We start from the raw sequence: 16,529 nt of genomic DNA, 5'->3' as shown, positions 1-16,529 counted from the left end.
TTCCAACTCCGTCAAAAAACTATTTAAGCAACAACGCGCCTTCGATCGGCACGTAGCGGCTGGCGGCGCGTATCAATGAGTTGGCCGTCAGCCCCGGTACGCCGTAGGCCACGGCTTCGACGCCGTGCTTGTGGATGATGCGGTCGAGCAGCATGTCGAAATCACCGTCGCCGGAGGCCAGCACCACTTCGTCGACATGGGCGGCGGCGTCCATGATGTCGATGGTGATGCCCACGTCCCAGTCGCCCTTGGCCGAGCCGTCGCTGCGCTGGATGTAGGGCTTGAGCTTCACGGTAAAACCGAGGTTGCGCAGGATCTGCTGGAATTGCTGCTGCTTGCTGTCGCCACGGTCGATGGCATAGGCGTACGCTTCGACAATCTGCCCGCGCTGGCTGATGTCAGCCCACAGGGCGGCGTAGTTGAAGTGACAGCCGTACGCCTGGCGCACGGTGTAGTAGAGGTTTTGTACGTCGGCGAACACGGCTATCTTTTTCACCGCAAATCCTCATGACACGCGCATGGACCCCGAGCTCAAGGGCCCGGAAAGGTTGCCAGTATGCCAGCCACACGGAAGTTTCCGAGAAAAATCAGCCCGGGGCGACGAAGCGCCCCGGTCGAGTGGGGGTCAGACGAAGGAATCGTCGTCGCCAAAGGAGGAGGAGTCGTCGGAATAGTCGTTGTCGGCGAAGCTGTCAGATGAGTTGTCGCTGCCCCAGCTGTCATTGCCGGCAAATTTCTGGTCGTCGTTGCCCCAGTTGCTGTTGTCGCTGGCCGGGGCCGGCTCTTCGCGGATAATTTCTTCAACCACTTGCGGCTGTTGCGAGTTGTGGCTGAACAGGCTGCTGATGCCTTCTGCCAGCATCACACCACCGGCCACGCCGGCTGCGGTTTTCAGTGCGCCGCCAAGGAAGCCGCTGCCGATCGGCGCTGCGGGTGCCTGTTGTGGCTGCTGGTAATTCTGCTGCGGGGCGCCATAGTTCTGCTGCGGTGCAGGTTGCCCGCCAAACGACGGACGCGCCGGCTCACGCCAGCCACCGCCCGACGGCGCAGGTGCGCTCTGGGTGGGTTGTGGGTCGCGGGAGCCGCCGCCAAAGATGCTCGACAGGAAACCGCCACTGCTCGGTGCAGGCTGCGCCGCCTGGGACTTGGCCTGTTGCAGTTGGTCCTGCAATTGCTGGATCTGCTCGGCCTGCTGCTTGTTCTGCGCATCAAGGCTCTTGATCGCATGCTCTTGCACCAGAATCGACTGGGTCATGTAGTACGCAGCGGCCGGTTGGCGAGTGACGTGTTCCTTGATCCGCGCTTCGGCCTGGGCGTCGCGGGGGGCTGAGTCCGTTTCGGCTTGCTGCAACCGTGAAAACAGTCCATCGATCAGGGTTTGCTCTTCGCTGTTCATGGCGACCTCGTTAGATTGCCGGTAGAAATCTTTGCCTTGCGCACGATGTGCAAGGTACAGCCTAGTTATGGGGCTGTTACTGATTGTTTCAATAGCCTTTACGTAAGGTTTACGTTTGCTTGCATCTGGTCATGATCGGTTAAAGTAACGCCCTTGCTTTTCGGCCTGTGAAGACCCTGATGAATCCGTTAGACGTACTGCGCGACTCCTTCTTCTTTTTCAAGCGCAACCTGGGCGCCATCGTGCAGTTGTGCCTGCCATTGGTGATTCTCGAAGCGCTGCTGCAACAGGTGCTCGACCACACCCTCGGCCCTGACGCGTTTCCCGGTTACAGCGTGATCGTCGGGCTGCTGGTGTATCCGCTGTACACCGGCGCGCTGATCCTGTTCCTCGACGCCCGTACCCGTGGCGAGTCGCCGCGCACCCTGAACGTGCTCGCCATGGCCTTGACCCTGTGGCCGCGGTTTGCCTTGCTGACGGCGGTCAGCACGCTGCTGATCCTGCTGGGCCTGTCGCTGTATTTCCTGCCGGGCCTGTGGCTGATGGTGGTGCTGGCCTTCGCCGAGTACCTGCTGGTGCTGCGCGGCATGTCGGCGCTGTCGGCCATGAAAGAAAGCCTGCGCCTGACCCGGGGGCACTTCTGGCGCATCCTCGTGTGCTTGCTGTGCGTGATGACCCCGCTATGGCTGCTCAAAGGCGCCAGTGTGGCGGTCTACCCAGACCCGAATCCGCTGCTGGGCCTGCTGATCGACAGCGCACAAAGCTTCCTGCAATTGTTCACAAGCGTGGTGTTGTTCCGCCTGTTCATGTTGATTGGTGGCGACGCCGACGCGCGGTGATATGCTCCGGGCCTTGTCCTGCAACGCCATAAGCCGAGCCGATGACCCGATTACTGCGCATTACCTTGCTGGGCCTGCTGATGCTTGCGGCCCTGCTGACCGGCTTGATCTACAGCCTGACCTGGCGCCCTGACGCCAAGGAAACCCTGCCCATCCGCTGCGTGGCGCCCCGAGCGCCGACCCTGTCGCCGGGCCAGGCCCTCAAGGTGATGACCTGGAACGTGCAGTACCTGGCGGGCAAGAACTACGTGTTCTGGTACGACACCCCGGACGGCAGCGGCCCGGACGACCGCCCCACCGTTGAAGACATGGCCGCAAGCCTCGACGAAGTGACGCGGGTGATCCGCGACGAGCAGCCAGACATCCTGCTGTTGCAGGAAGTCGACGAAGGCGCCAAGCCTTCCAGCTACCAGGACCAACTGGCCTTGCTCCAGGAGCGCCTGGCCGACCTGTACCCGTGCAGCGCCCAGGCATTCGACTGGAAAGCCGACTTCGTGCCCGACCTGCATATCTTCGGCAGCGTCGGCCGCAAGCTGGTGACCATGAGCCGCTACCAGATCGAACACGCCGAGCGCCTGCAATTGCCGGTGGCGCGTACCAATCTGATCAGCCGGCAGTTCCAGGCCAAGCCCGCGTTGTTGCTGACCTACCTGCCGTTGAGCGATGGCGGCCAGTTGGCCGTGCTCAATACTCGCCTGGACGGCACGGCCCCGGGGCACAACGCCGTGCTGGAACAGGTGCAGGCGGCCGTCAAGCTGGTGGATAAATTCGAAAGCCGTGGCACGCCATGGCTGATGGGTGGGGATTTCAACCTGTTGCCGCTGGGGCAATTCCTGCGCCTGGATGCCGGCAAGCGCGGGCAGTATTCGCCGGACAGCGAGCTGCATCTGCTGTGGGAAAAATACCCGATGATCCCGAGCAACAGCCAATCCAGCGGGATTGACCGGGACCAGTGGCTGACGTATTTCCCGAATGACCCGACAGTAGAGGGGCCGGATCGTACGCTGGACTACCTGTTCTACAGCTCGCGGATCAAAAAGGTGGAGAGCAAGGTGCGCCAGAGCGATACCGTGCGCATCTCCAATCATTTGCCGGTGATTGCGCGGTTCCTGTTGCCTGCCGCGCAGTAACTAACACTGCAAAATGCTGTGGGAGCTGGCTTGCCTGCGATAGCATCGCCGCGGTGCCACTGAAAAACCGAGCTGCCTGCATCGCAGGCAAGCCAGCTCCCACATTTGATCTTCATCGCGCTTACTTTCTTGGTTTGATCCGAGCCGTAGGTTCAGCGATCAATGGATCATCCGGCCAGTAATGCTTGGGATACCGCCCCTTCAAATCCTTCTTCACCTCGGCATACGTACTGCGCCAGAAGTTCGCCAGATCCTGCGTCACCTGCACCGGGCGCCTTGCCGGTGACAACAGGTGCAGCTTGACCACCTGCCGCCCGCCGGCAATTCGTGGCGTATCCGCCAGCCCGAACAATTCCTGCAGGCGCACCGCCAGAATCGGCGGTTGCTCGCTGTAGTCCAGACGCACTGACGAGCCCGACGGCACCTTCAGATGATGCGGCGCCAACTCGTCCAGGCGCTGCGGCAACGGCCACGGCAGCAGGTTATGCAGGAAGCTCGCAATATCCAGGTTGGCGAAATGGCTCAAGCGCGACACCTTGCCCAAATAGGGCATCAACCAGTGTTCCAGGCTGGCGAGCAAGGCGCTGTCGCTGACATCTGGCCATTCACTGGCCTTGCCGGTATCCAGGTGACGCAGCAACATGACTCGCGCCTGCCATTGGCGCAGTTCCGGGGTCCAGGGCAGCAGCTCCAGGCCTTTGCGTCGCACCAGGTTGACCAGCGCCTGGCTGCGGGCGGACTCGTCAAGGCCGGTCAGCGGTTCGCGGCTGAGTACCAGTTCGCCGACCTTGCGCTGACGCTCGGCGCGCAGCACGCCTTCGCGCTCGTCCCAATCGAGTTGGTCGACATTGCGCACCTGTTCGGCCAGCACCGAATCAAACAGCGCCGGATCAAAATCCGCCGCGAGGTAGATCCGTTCTTCGCGCTGCCCCTGGCGGCTGCCCAAATCGGCAATCACCAGCCAGGGTTGTTTCATCAAACTGTCGGCTTCGGCGAACAGCGCCGCACGACCGTTGGCGAGACGGTATTCAGCCCCGCCGACACGCCGTTGCTGGGCAACACGGTCCGGGTAGGCCAGCGCCAGCAATGCACCCAGCCAACGCGGGTGATCAGGATCGGCAACCGGTTGCCCGGCCTTTGCTCTTAAGTAGCCACGGTATTGCCGGGCCAGTTGCTTGGCGCGCTGCACGCCACCTTGGGTGCCACGGGCCTTTTCTTCGCCGGATAACAGCGCCAGGCGGCTGTGCAGATCCGCACCGGCACCGCGCAAGATATCGCGTTCACCCAGCAGTGCCGCGACATCACAGGCCATGTTCGCCAGGCCCAAATCCTGGCCACGCAGCAGCAAATGAGCGATGCGCGGGTGCGCCGGTAACCCGGCCATTTTCTGGCCGTGGGCAGTCAGCTTGGTGTCGTTCAAGGCGCCCAATCGCTCAAGCAAATCCTGAGCCTGTGCATAAGCGGCGGTGGGCGGTACGTCGAGCCACACCAACTGCGTGGGCGCCACGCCCCAGCGGCCCAGTTGCAGGGCCATGCCTGCGAGATCTGCCGAGAGGATTTCCGCGCTGGAATACGCCGCCAGCCCTTCATGTTGGTCCTCGGACCACAACCGATAACACACGCCCGGCTCCAGGCGCCCTGCCCGGCCGGCACGCTGGGTGGCGCTAGCACGGGAGATGCGCTGAGTGTCGAGACGGGTCATGCCGCTGCCCGGGTCAAAACGCGGGACCCGCGCCAGCCCGGCGTCGATCACTACGCGCACGCCGTTGATGGTCAGGCTGGTCTCGGCAATGTTGGTGGCCAGCACCACTTTGCGCTGGCCGGCGGGCGCCGGGTCGATGGCGGCGCGTTGGGCGGCCAGGTCCAGTTCGCCATGCAACGGGCACAGCAGCACATTGGTGTTACCACCCAAGGCGTCAGCCAATTGCTGATTGACCCGACGAATCTCGGCCTGCCCCGGCAGGAATACCAGCACACTGCCGGTTTCATCGTTCAGGGCTTCAAGGATGGTCTGCACCAACCGTGGCTCGATAAATTCGCCAGGCTGGAACGGCCGGCCCCAGCGCATCTGCACCGGGTACATGCGCCCTTCGCTGCGCAGGATCGGTGCGTCGTCCAGCAGGCTGGCCAGGCGCTCGCCTTCCAGGGTGGCGGACATCAGCAGGATTTTCAGCGGCTGCTCGTCGCGAAACAGGTCCCGACCGTTCAGGCTCAGGGCCAGCGCCAGATCGGCGTCCAGGCTGCGCTCGTGGAACTCGTCGAAGATCAACAAGCCCACGCCATCCAGCGCCGGGTCATCCTGCAAGCGGCGGGTGAGGATGCCTTCGGTGACCACTTCAATACGGGTGTTGGGGCCGACTTTACTGTCCAGGCGAATGCGGTAGCCGACGGTTTCGCCGACCTTTTCCCCCAGTTCGCTGGCCAGTCTTTCTGCCGCGGCGCGGGCGGCCAGGCGTCGGGGTTCGAGCATCAGGATGGTCTGCCCGGCCAGCCAGGGTTCATTCAATAGCGCCAACGGCACCCGTGTGGTTTTACCGGCGCCGGGCGGTGCTTCGAGCACGGCCTCATGGCGCCTCGCCAAGGCGTCACGCAGGGCGGGTAAAACATCATCGATTGGCAACGAATTCATACTGGCTCCAAAGCAGAGCGGCGAGTATAACGGCGAACTGCCGGGTGTCGGTGGTGGTCTCAACGACACGGCCCCGTCCTGACTGGAATGCGGTCAAAGGTGGGAGCTCCCACCGTTGATCATCGTCGCCTTGTAGACTGGCTTATAGTCACTTTCATTATGTTCAAGGAGAGTCCCATGCGTGTTGCTTCCCGTATCATCGGCGGTGTTCTGGCCGTCACCCTGTTAAGCCAGTTGACGGCGTGCGGTTCGATTTTCTACCCCGACCGCCGTGGCCAGATCGACGGCAAGATCGACCCGGCAATTGCCGTGCTCGATGCGGTCGGCCTGCTGTTCTACGTGATCCCGGGCCTGATCGCCTTTGGTGTCGACTTCGCCACCGGCGCGATTTACTTCGAGCCCGGCAAGACCGCCCAGGTGGCCCCGGAAAAACTCCAGCAAGCCATCGGCGCCGACGGCAAGGTCGATAACGCCAAGCTGCAAACCATCATCCAGAAAGAAACCGGGCGTAACCTGCCGCTGGACGACCCGCGCATGATCCAGTTCAAGGGCAGCGTGCAACAGCTCGCCTCCCTGGGCCTGCAACCCGCTGCATAAGGACTGACCCGCCCCATGACCACCAGTCCCGAACACGCCCGGCTGTTGCGCCTGGCCACCCGTGCTTCCGTCGGCGTGGCCTGTGTGCTGATTGTGACCAAGGCCATCGCCTGGTGGCTCAGTGGCTCGGTGAGCATGCTCGCCGGGTTGACCGACTCGCTGCTCGACGGCGTCACCTCGCTGCTCAACCTGCTGGCGGTGCACTACGCACTGCGCCCGGCGGATGACGATCACCGTTATGGCCACGGCAAGGCAGAATCCCTGTCAGGCATGGCCCAGGCACTGTTTATCGCCGGCAGTGCGGTGCTGATCGCGTTCCAGGCCTTTCAGCGCTTGCAGCATCCGGAGCCGGTGGGCGCGCCGTGGTTGAGCATCGGGGTGATCATTCTGTCCCTGGCGCTGACGGCAGCGTTGCTGATCCTGCAATACCGGGTGATCCGCGAAACCGGCTCGAACGCCATCCGCGCCGATTCGCTGCACTACCGCTCAGACATGATGCTCAATGGCAGCATCCTGGTGGCACTGGTGCTGGCGGCGTTTGGTTTTCATCAGGTCGACGCGTGGTTCGGCCTGGGCATCGCGGCCTACATTTTGTGGAGTGCGATCCAGATCGCCCGGGAAAGCTTTTCGGTGTTGATGGATGAGGAACTGCCGCCGGATGTCAGCCAGCACATGTTGGAGTTGGCGTGCAGTGTGCCCGGCGTGCTGGGCGCGCATGACTTGCGCACGCGGATTTCCGGCAGCCACTGGTTTGTGCAGTTGCACCTGGAATTGCCGGGGGAATTGAGTTTGTCGGTGGCCCATGGCATCAGCGACCAGGCCGCCGATGCCATCCACAAAGCCTACCCGCGAGCCGAAGTGCTGGTGCACGCCGACCCGCAGGAAGTGGTCAAGGGCGCGAAGGCCTAATACTGCACCTGATACCCGCGGCTGCTCAGGCAGTTGCCCTGGGCCTGGCGGTAGGTTTGCACCACAGCCGGGTCTGGGGCGTAGGTGACGGTACGTGGGTCAAAACCACTTTGTTGCACGGCCCAGCGATAGCAGTCATAGCCGTCCTGCTGGACTTGCGCCGGTGACTGGCCGTTGGCCGGGTAAGCCACCACGTCGTAACCATTGCCCTGAGGCACCGGCTGGGGTGCTGGTGCGGCCGGTGGTGGCTGCACCACCACGTACTGCTGGCTGGTTTCTTCGTAGGTGTAATAGGCGCCGGCGGCGAGGAAAAACAGCGCGCTGCCTACCCACACTTCCCGGGCGTAGTCCGGCAGGTATTGCACGCGAATCCCGTAAGGTGGCGCCACTACGACGTAGCGCGGGCCTTGTGGACGGTACCAATAACCACCCGAGAAGAAGTAGTCTTGGCCACGATACGGCACGCGGTAGTTGCGGTCGGGGAAGCGGTCGACGGTGTAACCCGGACGGTATTGCGGGCCAGGGCCCCAGCCATTGCCGTGCCCATCGGGGCGGCCTGGCCAGCGGTGATCATTGGGATGGTTGTTGCCACCGCCGTTGCCGCCATTAAACCCGGGCCGGCCGGGACCACCTCGGCCACCCTGGCCACCCTGGCCGCCATTGCCACCATTGCCGGCTTGCCAATGCTGGTTGCCGTCGTTGCGACGCGGAATGTCCTGGTAGTTGCCTGGACGGGGTTCCTGGGTCTGGCGCACGGTATCCGGGCGACCCTGTATCGGCAGGTTATTGGCCGGTTGCGGTTGAGGCGCCGGGTGCGGCGGTTGCTGTGGGCTGCCCTGCGGATGACCTTGCCACTGGCCACCCCCATTCGGGCGCTCGGCGTTCTGATTCTGTGGCCGTGGCTGATTGTTTTCGAAATGCTGGTTCTGCACGCGTGGCTGATTGTTCTCCGGGCGAGGAGCTTCAGGACGCGGTTGATTATTTTGCGGGCGAGGCTGGTTGTTCTGCGGCCGCGGCTGATTATTTCCCGGATGCCCTTCCGGGCCTTTTTCATGCTGGCCACCGCCTTCAGGGCGTGGCTGTTCGTCGGCCATCACTTGCGCACCAACGGTTACCATCAGCAAACCAACACCTGCCAAACGCCAGATGCGCTTCATGCTATTCCTCACTGCGGATTAGGGCCTACACGTAAGACTGGAAAACCGCGGCCCGGTTCTGCAACAGGTTATCAGTCACGAGAACTATTTTCGCAGGCAATAAAAAGGGGCGACCCGTCGGTCGCCCCTTGAGAACTTCGTCCTGGCTCAACGCTTTTGACGTTGGCTCACCTCACGCCGTCTTGTGGACAGTGTGCAGCCCGGGGGCCGGGGCAACCCTGTGGGGTTGGCGGCCGCAGCCGGCGGTATGAGCGGGCTGCAGTGGACTGTATGTCCGGGCGGTGATTCTGTTGATAACTTTACGCCCCGGCCTCGGGCAGAGGATTGCGAAGATTGCGTCAATAAACAGTGCTTGCGCAATTTTTAACCCTGGATAGATAATTCGCCGCAATAGTTACGACAAAGGCCAGCCCCATGAGCAAGCTTGACCGATACGACCTGAGTATTTTGGCGGAATTGCAGCGCGACGCGAGGATCTCCAACCAGGAGTTGGCCGAGCGCATCGGCCTGTCGCCTTCGCCGTGCTCGCGCCGGGTCAAGCAATTGGAAGACGACGGCTACATCGCCCGACAGGTCGCCTTGCTCGACCGCAAAATGCTCGGCCTGAGCCTCACGGCCTACGTGCTGATCGGCATGGACCGACACACCCCCGAGCGTTTCGAGAATTTCGAAGCGGCCATCCGCACCTTGCCGCAAGTACTGGAGTGCAGTTTGGTGACCGGGATGGACGCTGACTATCAACTGAAAGTGGTGGTGCCAGACATGGACCACTATCAGAAACTGCTGCTGGGCCACCTGACCCGCATCGAAGGCGTCACCAGCGTGCGCTCAAGCTTTGTGCTGAACCAGGTACTCAACAGCACCGAATTGCCGCTGACCCACCTGCGTACTTAAGGCTAGCGCCGGACAAATGTGGGAGCTGGCTTGCCTGCGAGGCAAACGACTCGGTCTTGCAGAGACACCGAGGTGATGCAATCGCAGGCAAGCCAGCGCCCACAGACCGACGCAGGTCAATGTCGCGCCGATTGCCCTGGCGTATAATCGGCGCCCTGCCCCAGCCGGAAACGACCCGATGAACTCGATTGATCCTGCCGTGTTTGAAGAATGGATGATGACCGGTCTGGTCAGCCTCCTGATCATTTTCATGGGCTTTATCGTCTGGGACCTGGCGAAGAAATCCAAGGCCGGGCGCTTCGGCTCGATGATCCTGTTCTTCGTGCTGGGCCTGGGCGTCGCTGCGTTTATCATCAAGAGCGTGGTAATCGGCCTGATCGAGTCCGGCGCCTTATAAGCGCGCCGGCACTTCCTTCCATTGGCCCTGGTCCAGGCCGTCGATCGACCAGTCACCAATGCGTACCCGCACCAGCCGCAGCGTCGGCAAGCCCACTGCCGCGGTCATGCGCCGCACCTGGCGGTTACGCCCTTCACGAATCACCAGTTCCAGCCAGTGGGTCGGCACGCTTTTGCGAAACCGCACCGGCGGGTTGCGCGGCCACAGTTGCGGCTCGTCCAGTTGCCGGGCTTCGGCAGGCAGGGTCATGCCGTCGTTGAGTTGCACACCATCGCGCAGGCGTTGCAGCTGCTCCTCGGTCGGCTCGCCTTCCACCTGCACCCAGTAGGTTTTCGCCAGCTTGTGCTTGGGGTCGGCGATGCGCGCCTGCAACTGGCCGTCGTTGGTCAGTAGCAACAAACCTTCACTGTCACGGTCCAGGCGCCCGGCCGGGTAGATACCGGGGATGTCGATGAAATCCTTGAGAGTCGCCCGCCCGCCTTCGTCGCTGAACTGGGTCAGCACATCGAAGGGTTTATTGAACAGGATCAACTTGGGCTCGGCCGGTGGCGCCTTGGCGACACGACGCGGGGCTGACGAGGTTTGCGGACTTTTCACACCAGGGCGGTGGGAAGCGGGACGGGCAGGACGGGACATGGCAAAGGAACATCTAACGGTCAGGACCGACAATGCTAGTGGCCTGACCGCTAAATGACCATCCCAACCGTTTAGCGGAACGGCGGCTCGTCGAAGCTGCGCAGTTTGCGCGAGTGCAGCGAGTTGAGTTCGGTGCGCAACAGGTCCACCGCCTCGATGCCGATCTTCAAGTGCTGGCTGACCGCACGCTCATAGAAAGCGTTGGCCGAACCCGGCAACTTGATCTCGCTGTGCAACGGTTTGTCCGACACACACAGCAGCGTGCCGTACGGCACCCGCAGGCGGTAGCCCTGGGCGGCGATGGTGCCGCTTTCCATGTCCACCGCCACAGCGCGGGACAGGTTGATCAGTGGCCGTTCCTGAGCCCAGCGCAGTTCCCAGTTGCGGTCGTCGTAGGTCAACACGGTGCCGGTGCGCAGGCGCTTTTTCAGCTCTTCGCCCTTCTCGCCGGTGACATTGGCCGCTGCCTGCTGCAAGGCCATCTGCACTTCGGCCAGGGCCGGGATCGGGATGTTCGGCGGCACCACGCGGTCAAGAATCCCGTCGCGACGCATGTAGGCGTGAGCCAGCACGTAGTCACCTATGGTCTGGGACTGGCGCAAGCCGCCGCAGTGGCCAATCATCAGCCAGCAATGCGGGCGCAATACGGCCAGGTGGTCAGTGATGTTCTTGGCGTTGGACGGGCCCACGCCGATGTTCACCAAGGTCACACCGTGGCCGTCGCTGGCCTGCAAGTGGTAGGCCGGCATCTGGTAACGGTGCCAGACCACGCCTGCGGCGATGGCAGACGCTTCGCCGTGGTCCATGCTCTTGTCGATGATCACATTGCCCGGCAGCACCATGCGAATAAAGCGCGGGTCACTGCGCAGCTGTTCCAGGCCATGCACGATGAACTGGTCAACGTAGCGGTGGTAGTTGGTCAGCAAAATCCACGGCTGCACATGGCGCCAGTCGCTGCCGGTGTAGTGCACCAGGCGGCGCAGGGAGAAGTCGACGCGGGCGGCGTCGAACAGTGCCAATGGCAGCGGATCGGTGTTTTCCCAGTCGTAGAGACCATCGGCGATGCCATCGGTGGCAGCCGACAGGTCGGTACTCGGAAATACCCGCGCCAGCGTGGCGGCGGTCACACCGGAGCCGGCGAGTTCGTCGCCCTGCTCAACCACGTACGGGTAAGGAATATTCTGCTGGCTGACGCCCACTTCCACCGTCACGGTGAAGTCGTGCATCAACGGCACCAGTTGCTCCAGCAGGTATTTGCGGAAGGCTGACGGATGAGTGACGGTGACGCTGTAGGTCCCCGGCAACTGGACCTTGGCGTACGCCCGCGTGGTCTGTGGGACTTCGCCCTGCACCAGGTAGGTCAGGCGAAGTTCCGGGTAGCGAAACATCGCGCGTTGTTCGGCATCGGGTTCGACGCGGTCTTTAAGGTAGCGCTTGAGGGCTTGATTGAGCGCGCCGGTAGCACGCTCATGGAGAGCCGCCAGCCGATCCACGGCTTCTTCGGCGGTTTGAACGACAACAAAAGCTTCGGTCACGGTAAGCATCCTGTGTTCTGACTTGCAGGCCTTCATCTTGCCTGTATCCCTGGCGCACTGGAACACCGGAATTGGAATGCGCCTGCAAGAACCCTGCATTCCCTGTGGGAGCTGGCTTGCCTGCGATGGCGGTCTGCCTATTGCATTGATACCAGCTGGCCCACCGCTATCGCAGCCAAGCCAGCTCCCACATTTTTGACCGCGTTTATTCAGGAAGACAGCGGTGTCGACCGGGCAACAATGGCCTCCACATCCACACCTCGCGGTAAGGTGCCATACGCCCGACCCGACGACCCGGCCAGCCGGCTGGCGATAAAACCGTCACTGACGCTGGCATTGCCCGCCTCCAGCAACAGCTTGGCCTGCAATGCCACGGCAATGTCCTCGGTCAGTTGCCGGGCACGGTATTGGATGTCCTGGGTGTCCATAAACGCTGACTTCAACTGCTCGATGTGCCGCGCCAGGTGCTTGTGACCGTGGCCATCCCCCAACTCGACAAATAGCGCCTCCAACACGCCCGGCTCTTTCGACAAGGCCCGCAGTACATCCAGGCACTGCACATTGCCGGAACCTTCCCACGTCGAATTGACCGGCGCCTCACGGTACAGACGCGGTAGGATGCTGTCTTCGACATACCCCGCACCGCCCATGCACTCGGCGGCCTCATTGATCATCGCCGGGGCGCGCTTGCAGATCCAATACTTGCCCACCGCCGTTACCAGCCGGGCGAATTTGGCTTCCTGTTCATTATCCAGATGGTCCAGCGCACGGCCCATGCGCATGCTCAAGGCCAGGGACGCCTCGCTTTCCAAAGCCAGGTCGGCCAGCACGTTTTGCATCAGGGGTTGTTCACTGAGCACACGGCCGCCTACCAGGCGATGGGCGCAATGGTGACTGGCTTGGGTTAGCGCCTGGCGCATCAGGGCGCTGGAGCCAACCATGCAATCGAAACGGGTCATGGCCACCATTTCGATAATGGTTGGTACGCCACGCCCTTCTTCACCGATCATCCAGGCCAGCGCGCCACGAAACTCCACTTCGCTGGAGGCATTGGAGCAATTGCCCAGTTTGTTTTTCAGGCGCTGGATGTAGAACTCGTTGCGGGTGTCATCCGGGCGGTGCCGGGGCAGCAGGAAACAGGTCAGGCCCTTGTCGGTCTGGGCCAGGGTCAGGAAACCATCGCACATCGGCGCCGAACAGAACCACTTGTGCCCCACCAGTTCATACGCCTGGCCCGGGCCTCCGGCGCCCACCGGGTACGCGCGGGTGGTGTTGGCACGCACGTCGGTACCGCCCTGTTTCTCGGTCATGGCCATACCAATGGTGGCACCGGCCTTGTGGGCGATGCCGACGTTGCGCGGGTCGTATTCGGTGGCGAGGATTTTCGGCAGCCAGGTTTCAGCCAGGTCCGGCTGCAAACGCAGGGCCGGCACGCAGGCGAAGGTCATGGTCAACGGGCAGCCAGTACCGGCTTCGGCCTGGCTGTGCAGGTAGGTCATCGCCGCGCGAGCCACGTGGGCGCCGGATTGCGGATGAGCCCACGGCAACGACGGCAAGCCATGTTCGACGGCGGTGCGCATCAGCTCGTGGTAGGCCGGGTGAAACTCCACCAGGTCGATGCGATGGCCAAAACGGTCATGGCTGTTAAATACCGGCTTGTTCTGGTTGGCCAAAAAACCCGCTTCCATCAGCGGCCCGCCCGCCAGCGCGCCATAGGTGTCGATGCGCTGTTCAGCCCAGCCAGCGCCAAAGCGCCGCGACCAGTCTTGCAGCGGCAAATCGATACGGTACAGGTTGGCACCATCAAGCGACGGTGGCTGGTTGGTGACGTCGTGGGTTTCGGCAAACTGATGCAGGTTCATGACGGGCCTCCTGAAAAAAGGCCACGTTCATTGAGGCCTTAATTTCAGTTAAGCACCGCCACCGTGGTTAAAAAAGTGGCATAAACGCCTAATTGGCGGCGCTTTCACCCTCAACCTGATGCAACACCCGCAGTTGCAGCACCCATTGCAACGCGTCGAAGCGCACGGGCTTGGCCAATCGGTCGGTAACACCCACGCCGTGGCAGCCCTCGCGTTCTGGCGCCTGCAACGAGGTGCTCAAGGCGATCACCGGCAATTCGCCACAGTCCGGCAACGCACGAATCTGGCAGCACAGCGAGAACCCGCCTTCTGGTACATCCAGTAGCACCGCATCAAATGTTTCGCGCTGCAACAGCGCCAGGGCGGCAGGCCCGTTGTCGATGGTTTTTACGCGGTAACCGAGCTTGAGCAACATGCCGCGCACCACCAGTTGCGCCACGCTATTGTCGTCCACCAATAGCAGCGTGCACTCCTGAGGAGTGCGTTGTACCCGCGGTACTCGGCGTACGGGCGCAGGCGCTGCCGGAATCGGTCTGACGCCAAGCTCCAGTTGAAAACGGCTGCCGCGCCGTGGCTCGGAATTGTGGGTCAGGCGGCCGCCAAGCAGCTCGATCAGTTGCCGGCAGATGGCCAGGCCGATGCCCATGCCGCCGTATCGACGGGTGGTTGAGCCATCGAGCTGGAAGAAACGCTGATACAGGGTCGCCTCATCGAGGTAGGCGAACCCGATGCCGGTGTCGGTCACAATAAAGGTCAGGCGCAACGTCCCGTCGGCGTGGGGCACGCCAACTACCCGCACACGAACCGAGCCTTCGTGAGTGAATTTGAAGGCATTGTCCAACAGGCAATCCAGGCATTGCGCCAGCTTGTCGCGATCACCATCAATGCGCTCTGGTAGCTCATCCGCCAGATCAATCGAAAACTCCAGGCCTTTGCTCTGGGCGCTCGCCGCGAACTGCTGGCGCAAGGTGTCGAGCAACCCACGCAGGCTGAACTCCTGGGGTTGCGGGCTAAGGCGCCCGGCTTGCAATTCGGTGAGGGTGAGGATGCCGTTGACCATGCGCATCATCTCGCGGGCCGAGCCGGCGGCGGTCTGGTGGTACTGCGCAAGCTCGCCTTGCAGCGGCTCGGTCTGCATCAACTCCAGGGAACCGATCACGCCGTTCATCGGCGTGCGCAGCTCGTGGGTCAGGGTGGCGAGAAATTCGTCCTTGAGCTGGTTGCTGTGCGCCAGTTGCGTGTTGAGCACTTCCAGCTTCTGGCTGGCATCCAGCTGGATCTGCACCTGTTGCTCGCGCATCGAATTGATCCGGTCGGCCAGGGCCAGGGACAACAAGGCCACTTCAAGTGCCGAACCGATCTGGCTGGCGTACATCGTGAGGAACACATTGGGCAGGTAGCCCAGCACCATCATCGTATTCACCACGCCACCCAGCAGGAATGCGGTCCAGGCAATGATGAAGTAGCGCGCCATCCGTTGACCGCAGTACCAGGCCTTGATGGCCGCGACGAAGATGGTCACGGTAAATACCAGCGCCAAGCCAGTAGCCAGGCGCAGCGCCAGCGCATAGCTGGTGAACAGCGCCAACACCATCACCGCCGCACCACTGAACGCCAGCACCCACAACAGCCGGTTGATCCAGCGACTGTAAAGCGCGGTGTGCAGGAAGCTGCGCGCAAACAGGCTGCCGAACAGCGCCGCCGAACCGATCAGGAACGGTACCGCCGCATTCGCCCACCACGGGTTATTGGGCCAGAAGTACTGCACGGCCACGCCGTTGACCGAGAGTTGATACAGGCCGAACGAGGCAATATAGAGGATGTAATACAGGTAGCTGGTGTCGCGCACGCTCACATAGATGAACAGGTTGTAGACCAGCATGCCGAGCAACACACCGTAGATCACACCCAGCACATAGAGGCGCAACGGTTGTTCTTCAAGATACGCGGTGGTGGACCAGAGGGTCAGCGGCGCCTGGATCGAACCTTGGCTTTGCAGGCGCAGGTACAGGGTTTGCTGCTGGCCGGGGACGAAGTCGAGCTTGAACAGGTAGTTGCTCTGGCGAATTTCGCGGCTGGAAAACGGCAGGCTGCTGCCGGTGCGCGAGACCAGTCGATAGTTACCGACGCTGTCGGGCTGGTACAGCTCCAGTTGGTTCAGCGGCGGGTAGGCCAGTTCCAGCAGCCAGCGGCGCGGTGCGTCCGGGCGCTGTGCACGGTAATGCAGGTCGACCTTGAGCCAGAACACCGAGCGCGAATAGCCGGCATTCAGGGTGGCCTTGTCATGGGTCTTGAAGCGACTGGCGAGCACCGGCGAGCTGATATCGCCAATCGTCAGGGCGCCACTTGGGTCTTCAAGCACTTGCATCACTTGGCCCAGGGGCAACCGCGTGGTGGCTTCGTTGAACTCGACTGCGCCGGCCAGCATCGGCAGCCCGGTCATCAGTAACATCAGCAAATAGCGCATAGAGCCCCAGCGTGGCCTGTCCGGTTATGTCAAAAGCCTCCATTCCTTTTGAGCAGACGTAAACCGGCGATACAGTTATTG

General features: G+C 62.2%; 14 protein-coding genes. 6 read left to right on the top strand and 8 right to left on the bottom strand.

Translation table 11 applies throughout. The annotated features are described in order from the left end of the window. Nucleotides 1–19 precede the first annotated feature (19 nt). Nucleotides 20–496 carry an NYN domain-containing protein gene (locus ACZRN6_RS21850; protein ID WP_032861784.1) on the bottom strand — a complete coding sequence of 159 codons (477 nt, stop codon included), beginning with the start codon at nt 494–496 and terminating at the stop codon, nt 20–22. A 129-nt stretch (nt 497–625) separates the two neighbouring features. Beyond that, nucleotides 626–1,396: a DUF2076 domain-containing protein gene (locus ACZRN6_RS21845; protein ID WP_464008823.1), complete on the bottom strand. Its 771-nt coding sequence runs from the start codon at nt 1,394–1,396 to the stop codon at nt 626–628. 179 nt (nt 1,397–1,575) lie between these two features. Between ACZRN6_RS21845 and ACZRN6_RS21840 the strand changes: the two genes are divergently transcribed. Both ACZRN6_RS21840 and ACZRN6_RS21835 read left to right on the top strand, forming a co-directional pair. Continuing rightward, nucleotides 1,576–2,235, top strand: coding sequence for a YciC family protein (locus ACZRN6_RS21840; RefSeq protein ID WP_464008822.1), 660 nt, complete (start codon nt 1,576–1,578; stop codon nt 2,233–2,235). A gap of 41 nt (nt 2,236–2,276) precedes the next feature. After that, nucleotides 2,277–3,365 carry an endonuclease/exonuclease/phosphatase family protein gene (locus ACZRN6_RS21835; RefSeq protein WP_464008821.1) on the top strand — a complete coding sequence of 363 codons (1,089 nt, stop codon included), beginning with the start codon at nt 2,277–2,279 and terminating at the stop codon, nt 3,363–3,365. A gap of 121 nt (nt 3,366–3,486) precedes the next feature. On the opposite strand, the gene hrpB is transcribed toward ACZRN6_RS21835, so the two are convergent. Next, a complete protein-coding gene (gene hrpB, locus ACZRN6_RS21830) occupies nt 3,487–5,994 on the bottom strand; it encodes an ATP-dependent helicase HrpB (RefSeq protein WP_464008820.1) in 2,508 nt (835 codons plus the stop codon). A 177-nt stretch (nt 5,995–6,171) separates the two neighbouring features. Between hrpB and ACZRN6_RS21825 the strand changes: the two genes are divergently transcribed. Then, nucleotides 6,172–6,591 carry a polyribonucleotide nucleotidyltransferase gene (locus ACZRN6_RS21825; protein ID WP_322147675.1) on the top strand — a complete coding sequence of 140 codons (420 nt, stop codon included), beginning with the start codon at nt 6,172–6,174 and terminating at the stop codon, nt 6,589–6,591. Between the two features lie 15 nt (nt 6,592–6,606). Next, a complete protein-coding gene (locus ACZRN6_RS21820) occupies nt 6,607–7,500 on the top strand; it encodes a cation diffusion facilitator family transporter (protein ID WP_322147676.1) in 894 nt (297 codons plus the stop codon). Here ACZRN6_RS21820 and ACZRN6_RS21815 read toward each other — a convergent pair. After that, a complete protein-coding gene (locus tag ACZRN6_RS21815) occupies nt 7,497–8,657 on the bottom strand; it encodes a DUF6515 family protein (protein ID WP_464008819.1) in 1,161 nt (386 codons plus the stop codon). The genes ACZRN6_RS21820 and ACZRN6_RS21815 overlap by 4 nt on opposite strands. Before the next feature lie 414 nt (nt 8,658–9,071). Between ACZRN6_RS21815 and ACZRN6_RS21810 the strand changes: the two genes are divergently transcribed. Next, nucleotides 9,072–9,551 carry an Lrp/AsnC family transcriptional regulator gene (locus ACZRN6_RS21810; RefSeq protein ID WP_003194418.1) on the top strand — a complete coding sequence of 160 codons (480 nt, stop codon included), beginning with the start codon at nt 9,072–9,074 and terminating at the stop codon, nt 9,549–9,551. 187 nt (nt 9,552–9,738) lie between these two features. Then, nucleotides 9,739–9,948 carry a DUF2788 domain-containing protein gene (locus ACZRN6_RS21805; RefSeq protein WP_322148758.1) on the top strand — a complete coding sequence of 70 codons (210 nt, stop codon included), beginning with the start codon at nt 9,739–9,741 and terminating at the stop codon, nt 9,946–9,948. Here ACZRN6_RS21805 and ACZRN6_RS21800 read toward each other — a convergent pair. The 4 genes from ACZRN6_RS21800 to ACZRN6_RS21785 form a co-directional block, all read right to left on the bottom strand. Then, nucleotides 9,943–10,584, bottom strand: coding sequence for a pseudouridine synthase (locus ACZRN6_RS21800; protein WP_322147684.1), 642 nt, complete (start codon nt 10,582–10,584; stop codon nt 9,943–9,945). The genes ACZRN6_RS21805 and ACZRN6_RS21800 overlap by 6 nt on opposite strands. A gap of 71 nt (nt 10,585–10,655) precedes the next feature. Then, on the bottom strand, nt 10,656–12,155 hold the full coding sequence (gene amn, locus ACZRN6_RS21795; protein WP_172834544.1) for an AMP nucleosidase: 1,500 nt from the start codon (nt 12,153–12,155) through the stop codon (nt 10,656–10,658). Nucleotides 12,156–12,328: 173 nt separating this feature from the next. Then, nucleotides 12,329–13,981: an acyl-CoA dehydrogenase family protein gene (locus tag ACZRN6_RS21790; RefSeq protein WP_464008818.1), complete on the bottom strand. Its 1,653-nt coding sequence runs from the start codon at nt 13,979–13,981 to the stop codon at nt 12,329–12,331. Between the two features lie 88 nt (nt 13,982–14,069). After that, on the bottom strand, nt 14,070–16,448 hold the full coding sequence (locus ACZRN6_RS21785) for a hybrid sensor histidine kinase/response regulator (RefSeq protein WP_322147688.1): 2,379 nt from the start codon (nt 16,446–16,448) through the stop codon (nt 14,070–14,072). Between the last annotated feature and the right edge of the window lie 81 nt (nt 16,449–16,529).

Source organism: Pseudomonas sp. A125 (assembly GCF_055409485.1).
The sequence above is the reverse complement of the archived record's forward strand: the minus strand, read 5'-3'. Positions and strand labels throughout refer to the sequence as shown.

What these genes read in the sequence shown, in the direction of transcription:
- amn (WP_172834544.1), bottom strand. Translation starts at nt 12,155, where the DNA reads ATGAAGGCCTGCAAGTCAGAACACAGGATGCTTACCGTGACCGAAGCT.
- ACZRN6_RS21815 (WP_464008819.1), bottom strand. Translation starts at nt 8,657, where the DNA reads ATGAAGCGCATCTGGCGTTTGGCAGGTGTTGGTTTGCTGATGGTAACC.
- ACZRN6_RS21825 (WP_322147675.1), top strand. Translation starts at nt 6,172, where the DNA reads ATGCGTGTTGCTTCCCGTATCATCGGCGGTGTTCTGGCCGTCACCCTG.
- ACZRN6_RS21845 (WP_464008823.1), bottom strand. Translation starts at nt 1,396, where the DNA reads ATGAACAGCGAAGAGCAAACCCTGATCGATGGACTGTTTTCACGGTTG.
- ACZRN6_RS21800 (WP_322147684.1), bottom strand. Translation starts at nt 10,584, where the DNA reads ATGTCCCGTCCTGCCCGTCCCGCTTCCCACCGCCCTGGTGTGAAAAGT.
- ACZRN6_RS21840 (WP_464008822.1), top strand. Translation starts at nt 1,576, where the DNA reads ATGAATCCGTTAGACGTACTGCGCGACTCCTTCTTCTTTTTCAAGCGC.
- ACZRN6_RS21810 (WP_003194418.1), top strand. Translation starts at nt 9,072, where the DNA reads ATGAGCAAGCTTGACCGATACGACCTGAGTATTTTGGCGGAATTGCAG.
- hrpB (WP_464008820.1), bottom strand. Translation starts at nt 5,994, where the DNA reads ATGAATTCGTTGCCAATCGATGATGTTTTACCCGCCCTGCGTGACGCC.
- ACZRN6_RS21785 (WP_322147688.1), bottom strand. Translation starts at nt 16,448, where the DNA reads ATGCGCTATTTGCTGATGTTACTGATGACCGGGCTGCCGATGCTGGCC.
- ACZRN6_RS21820 (WP_322147676.1), top strand. Translation starts at nt 6,607, where the DNA reads ATGACCACCAGTCCCGAACACGCCCGGCTGTTGCGCCTGGCCACCCGT.
- ACZRN6_RS21790 (WP_464008818.1), bottom strand. Translation starts at nt 13,981, where the DNA reads ATGAACCTGCATCAGTTTGCCGAAACCCACGACGTCACCAACCAGCCA.
- ACZRN6_RS21835 (WP_464008821.1), top strand. Translation starts at nt 2,277, where the DNA reads ATGACCCGATTACTGCGCATTACCTTGCTGGGCCTGCTGATGCTTGCG.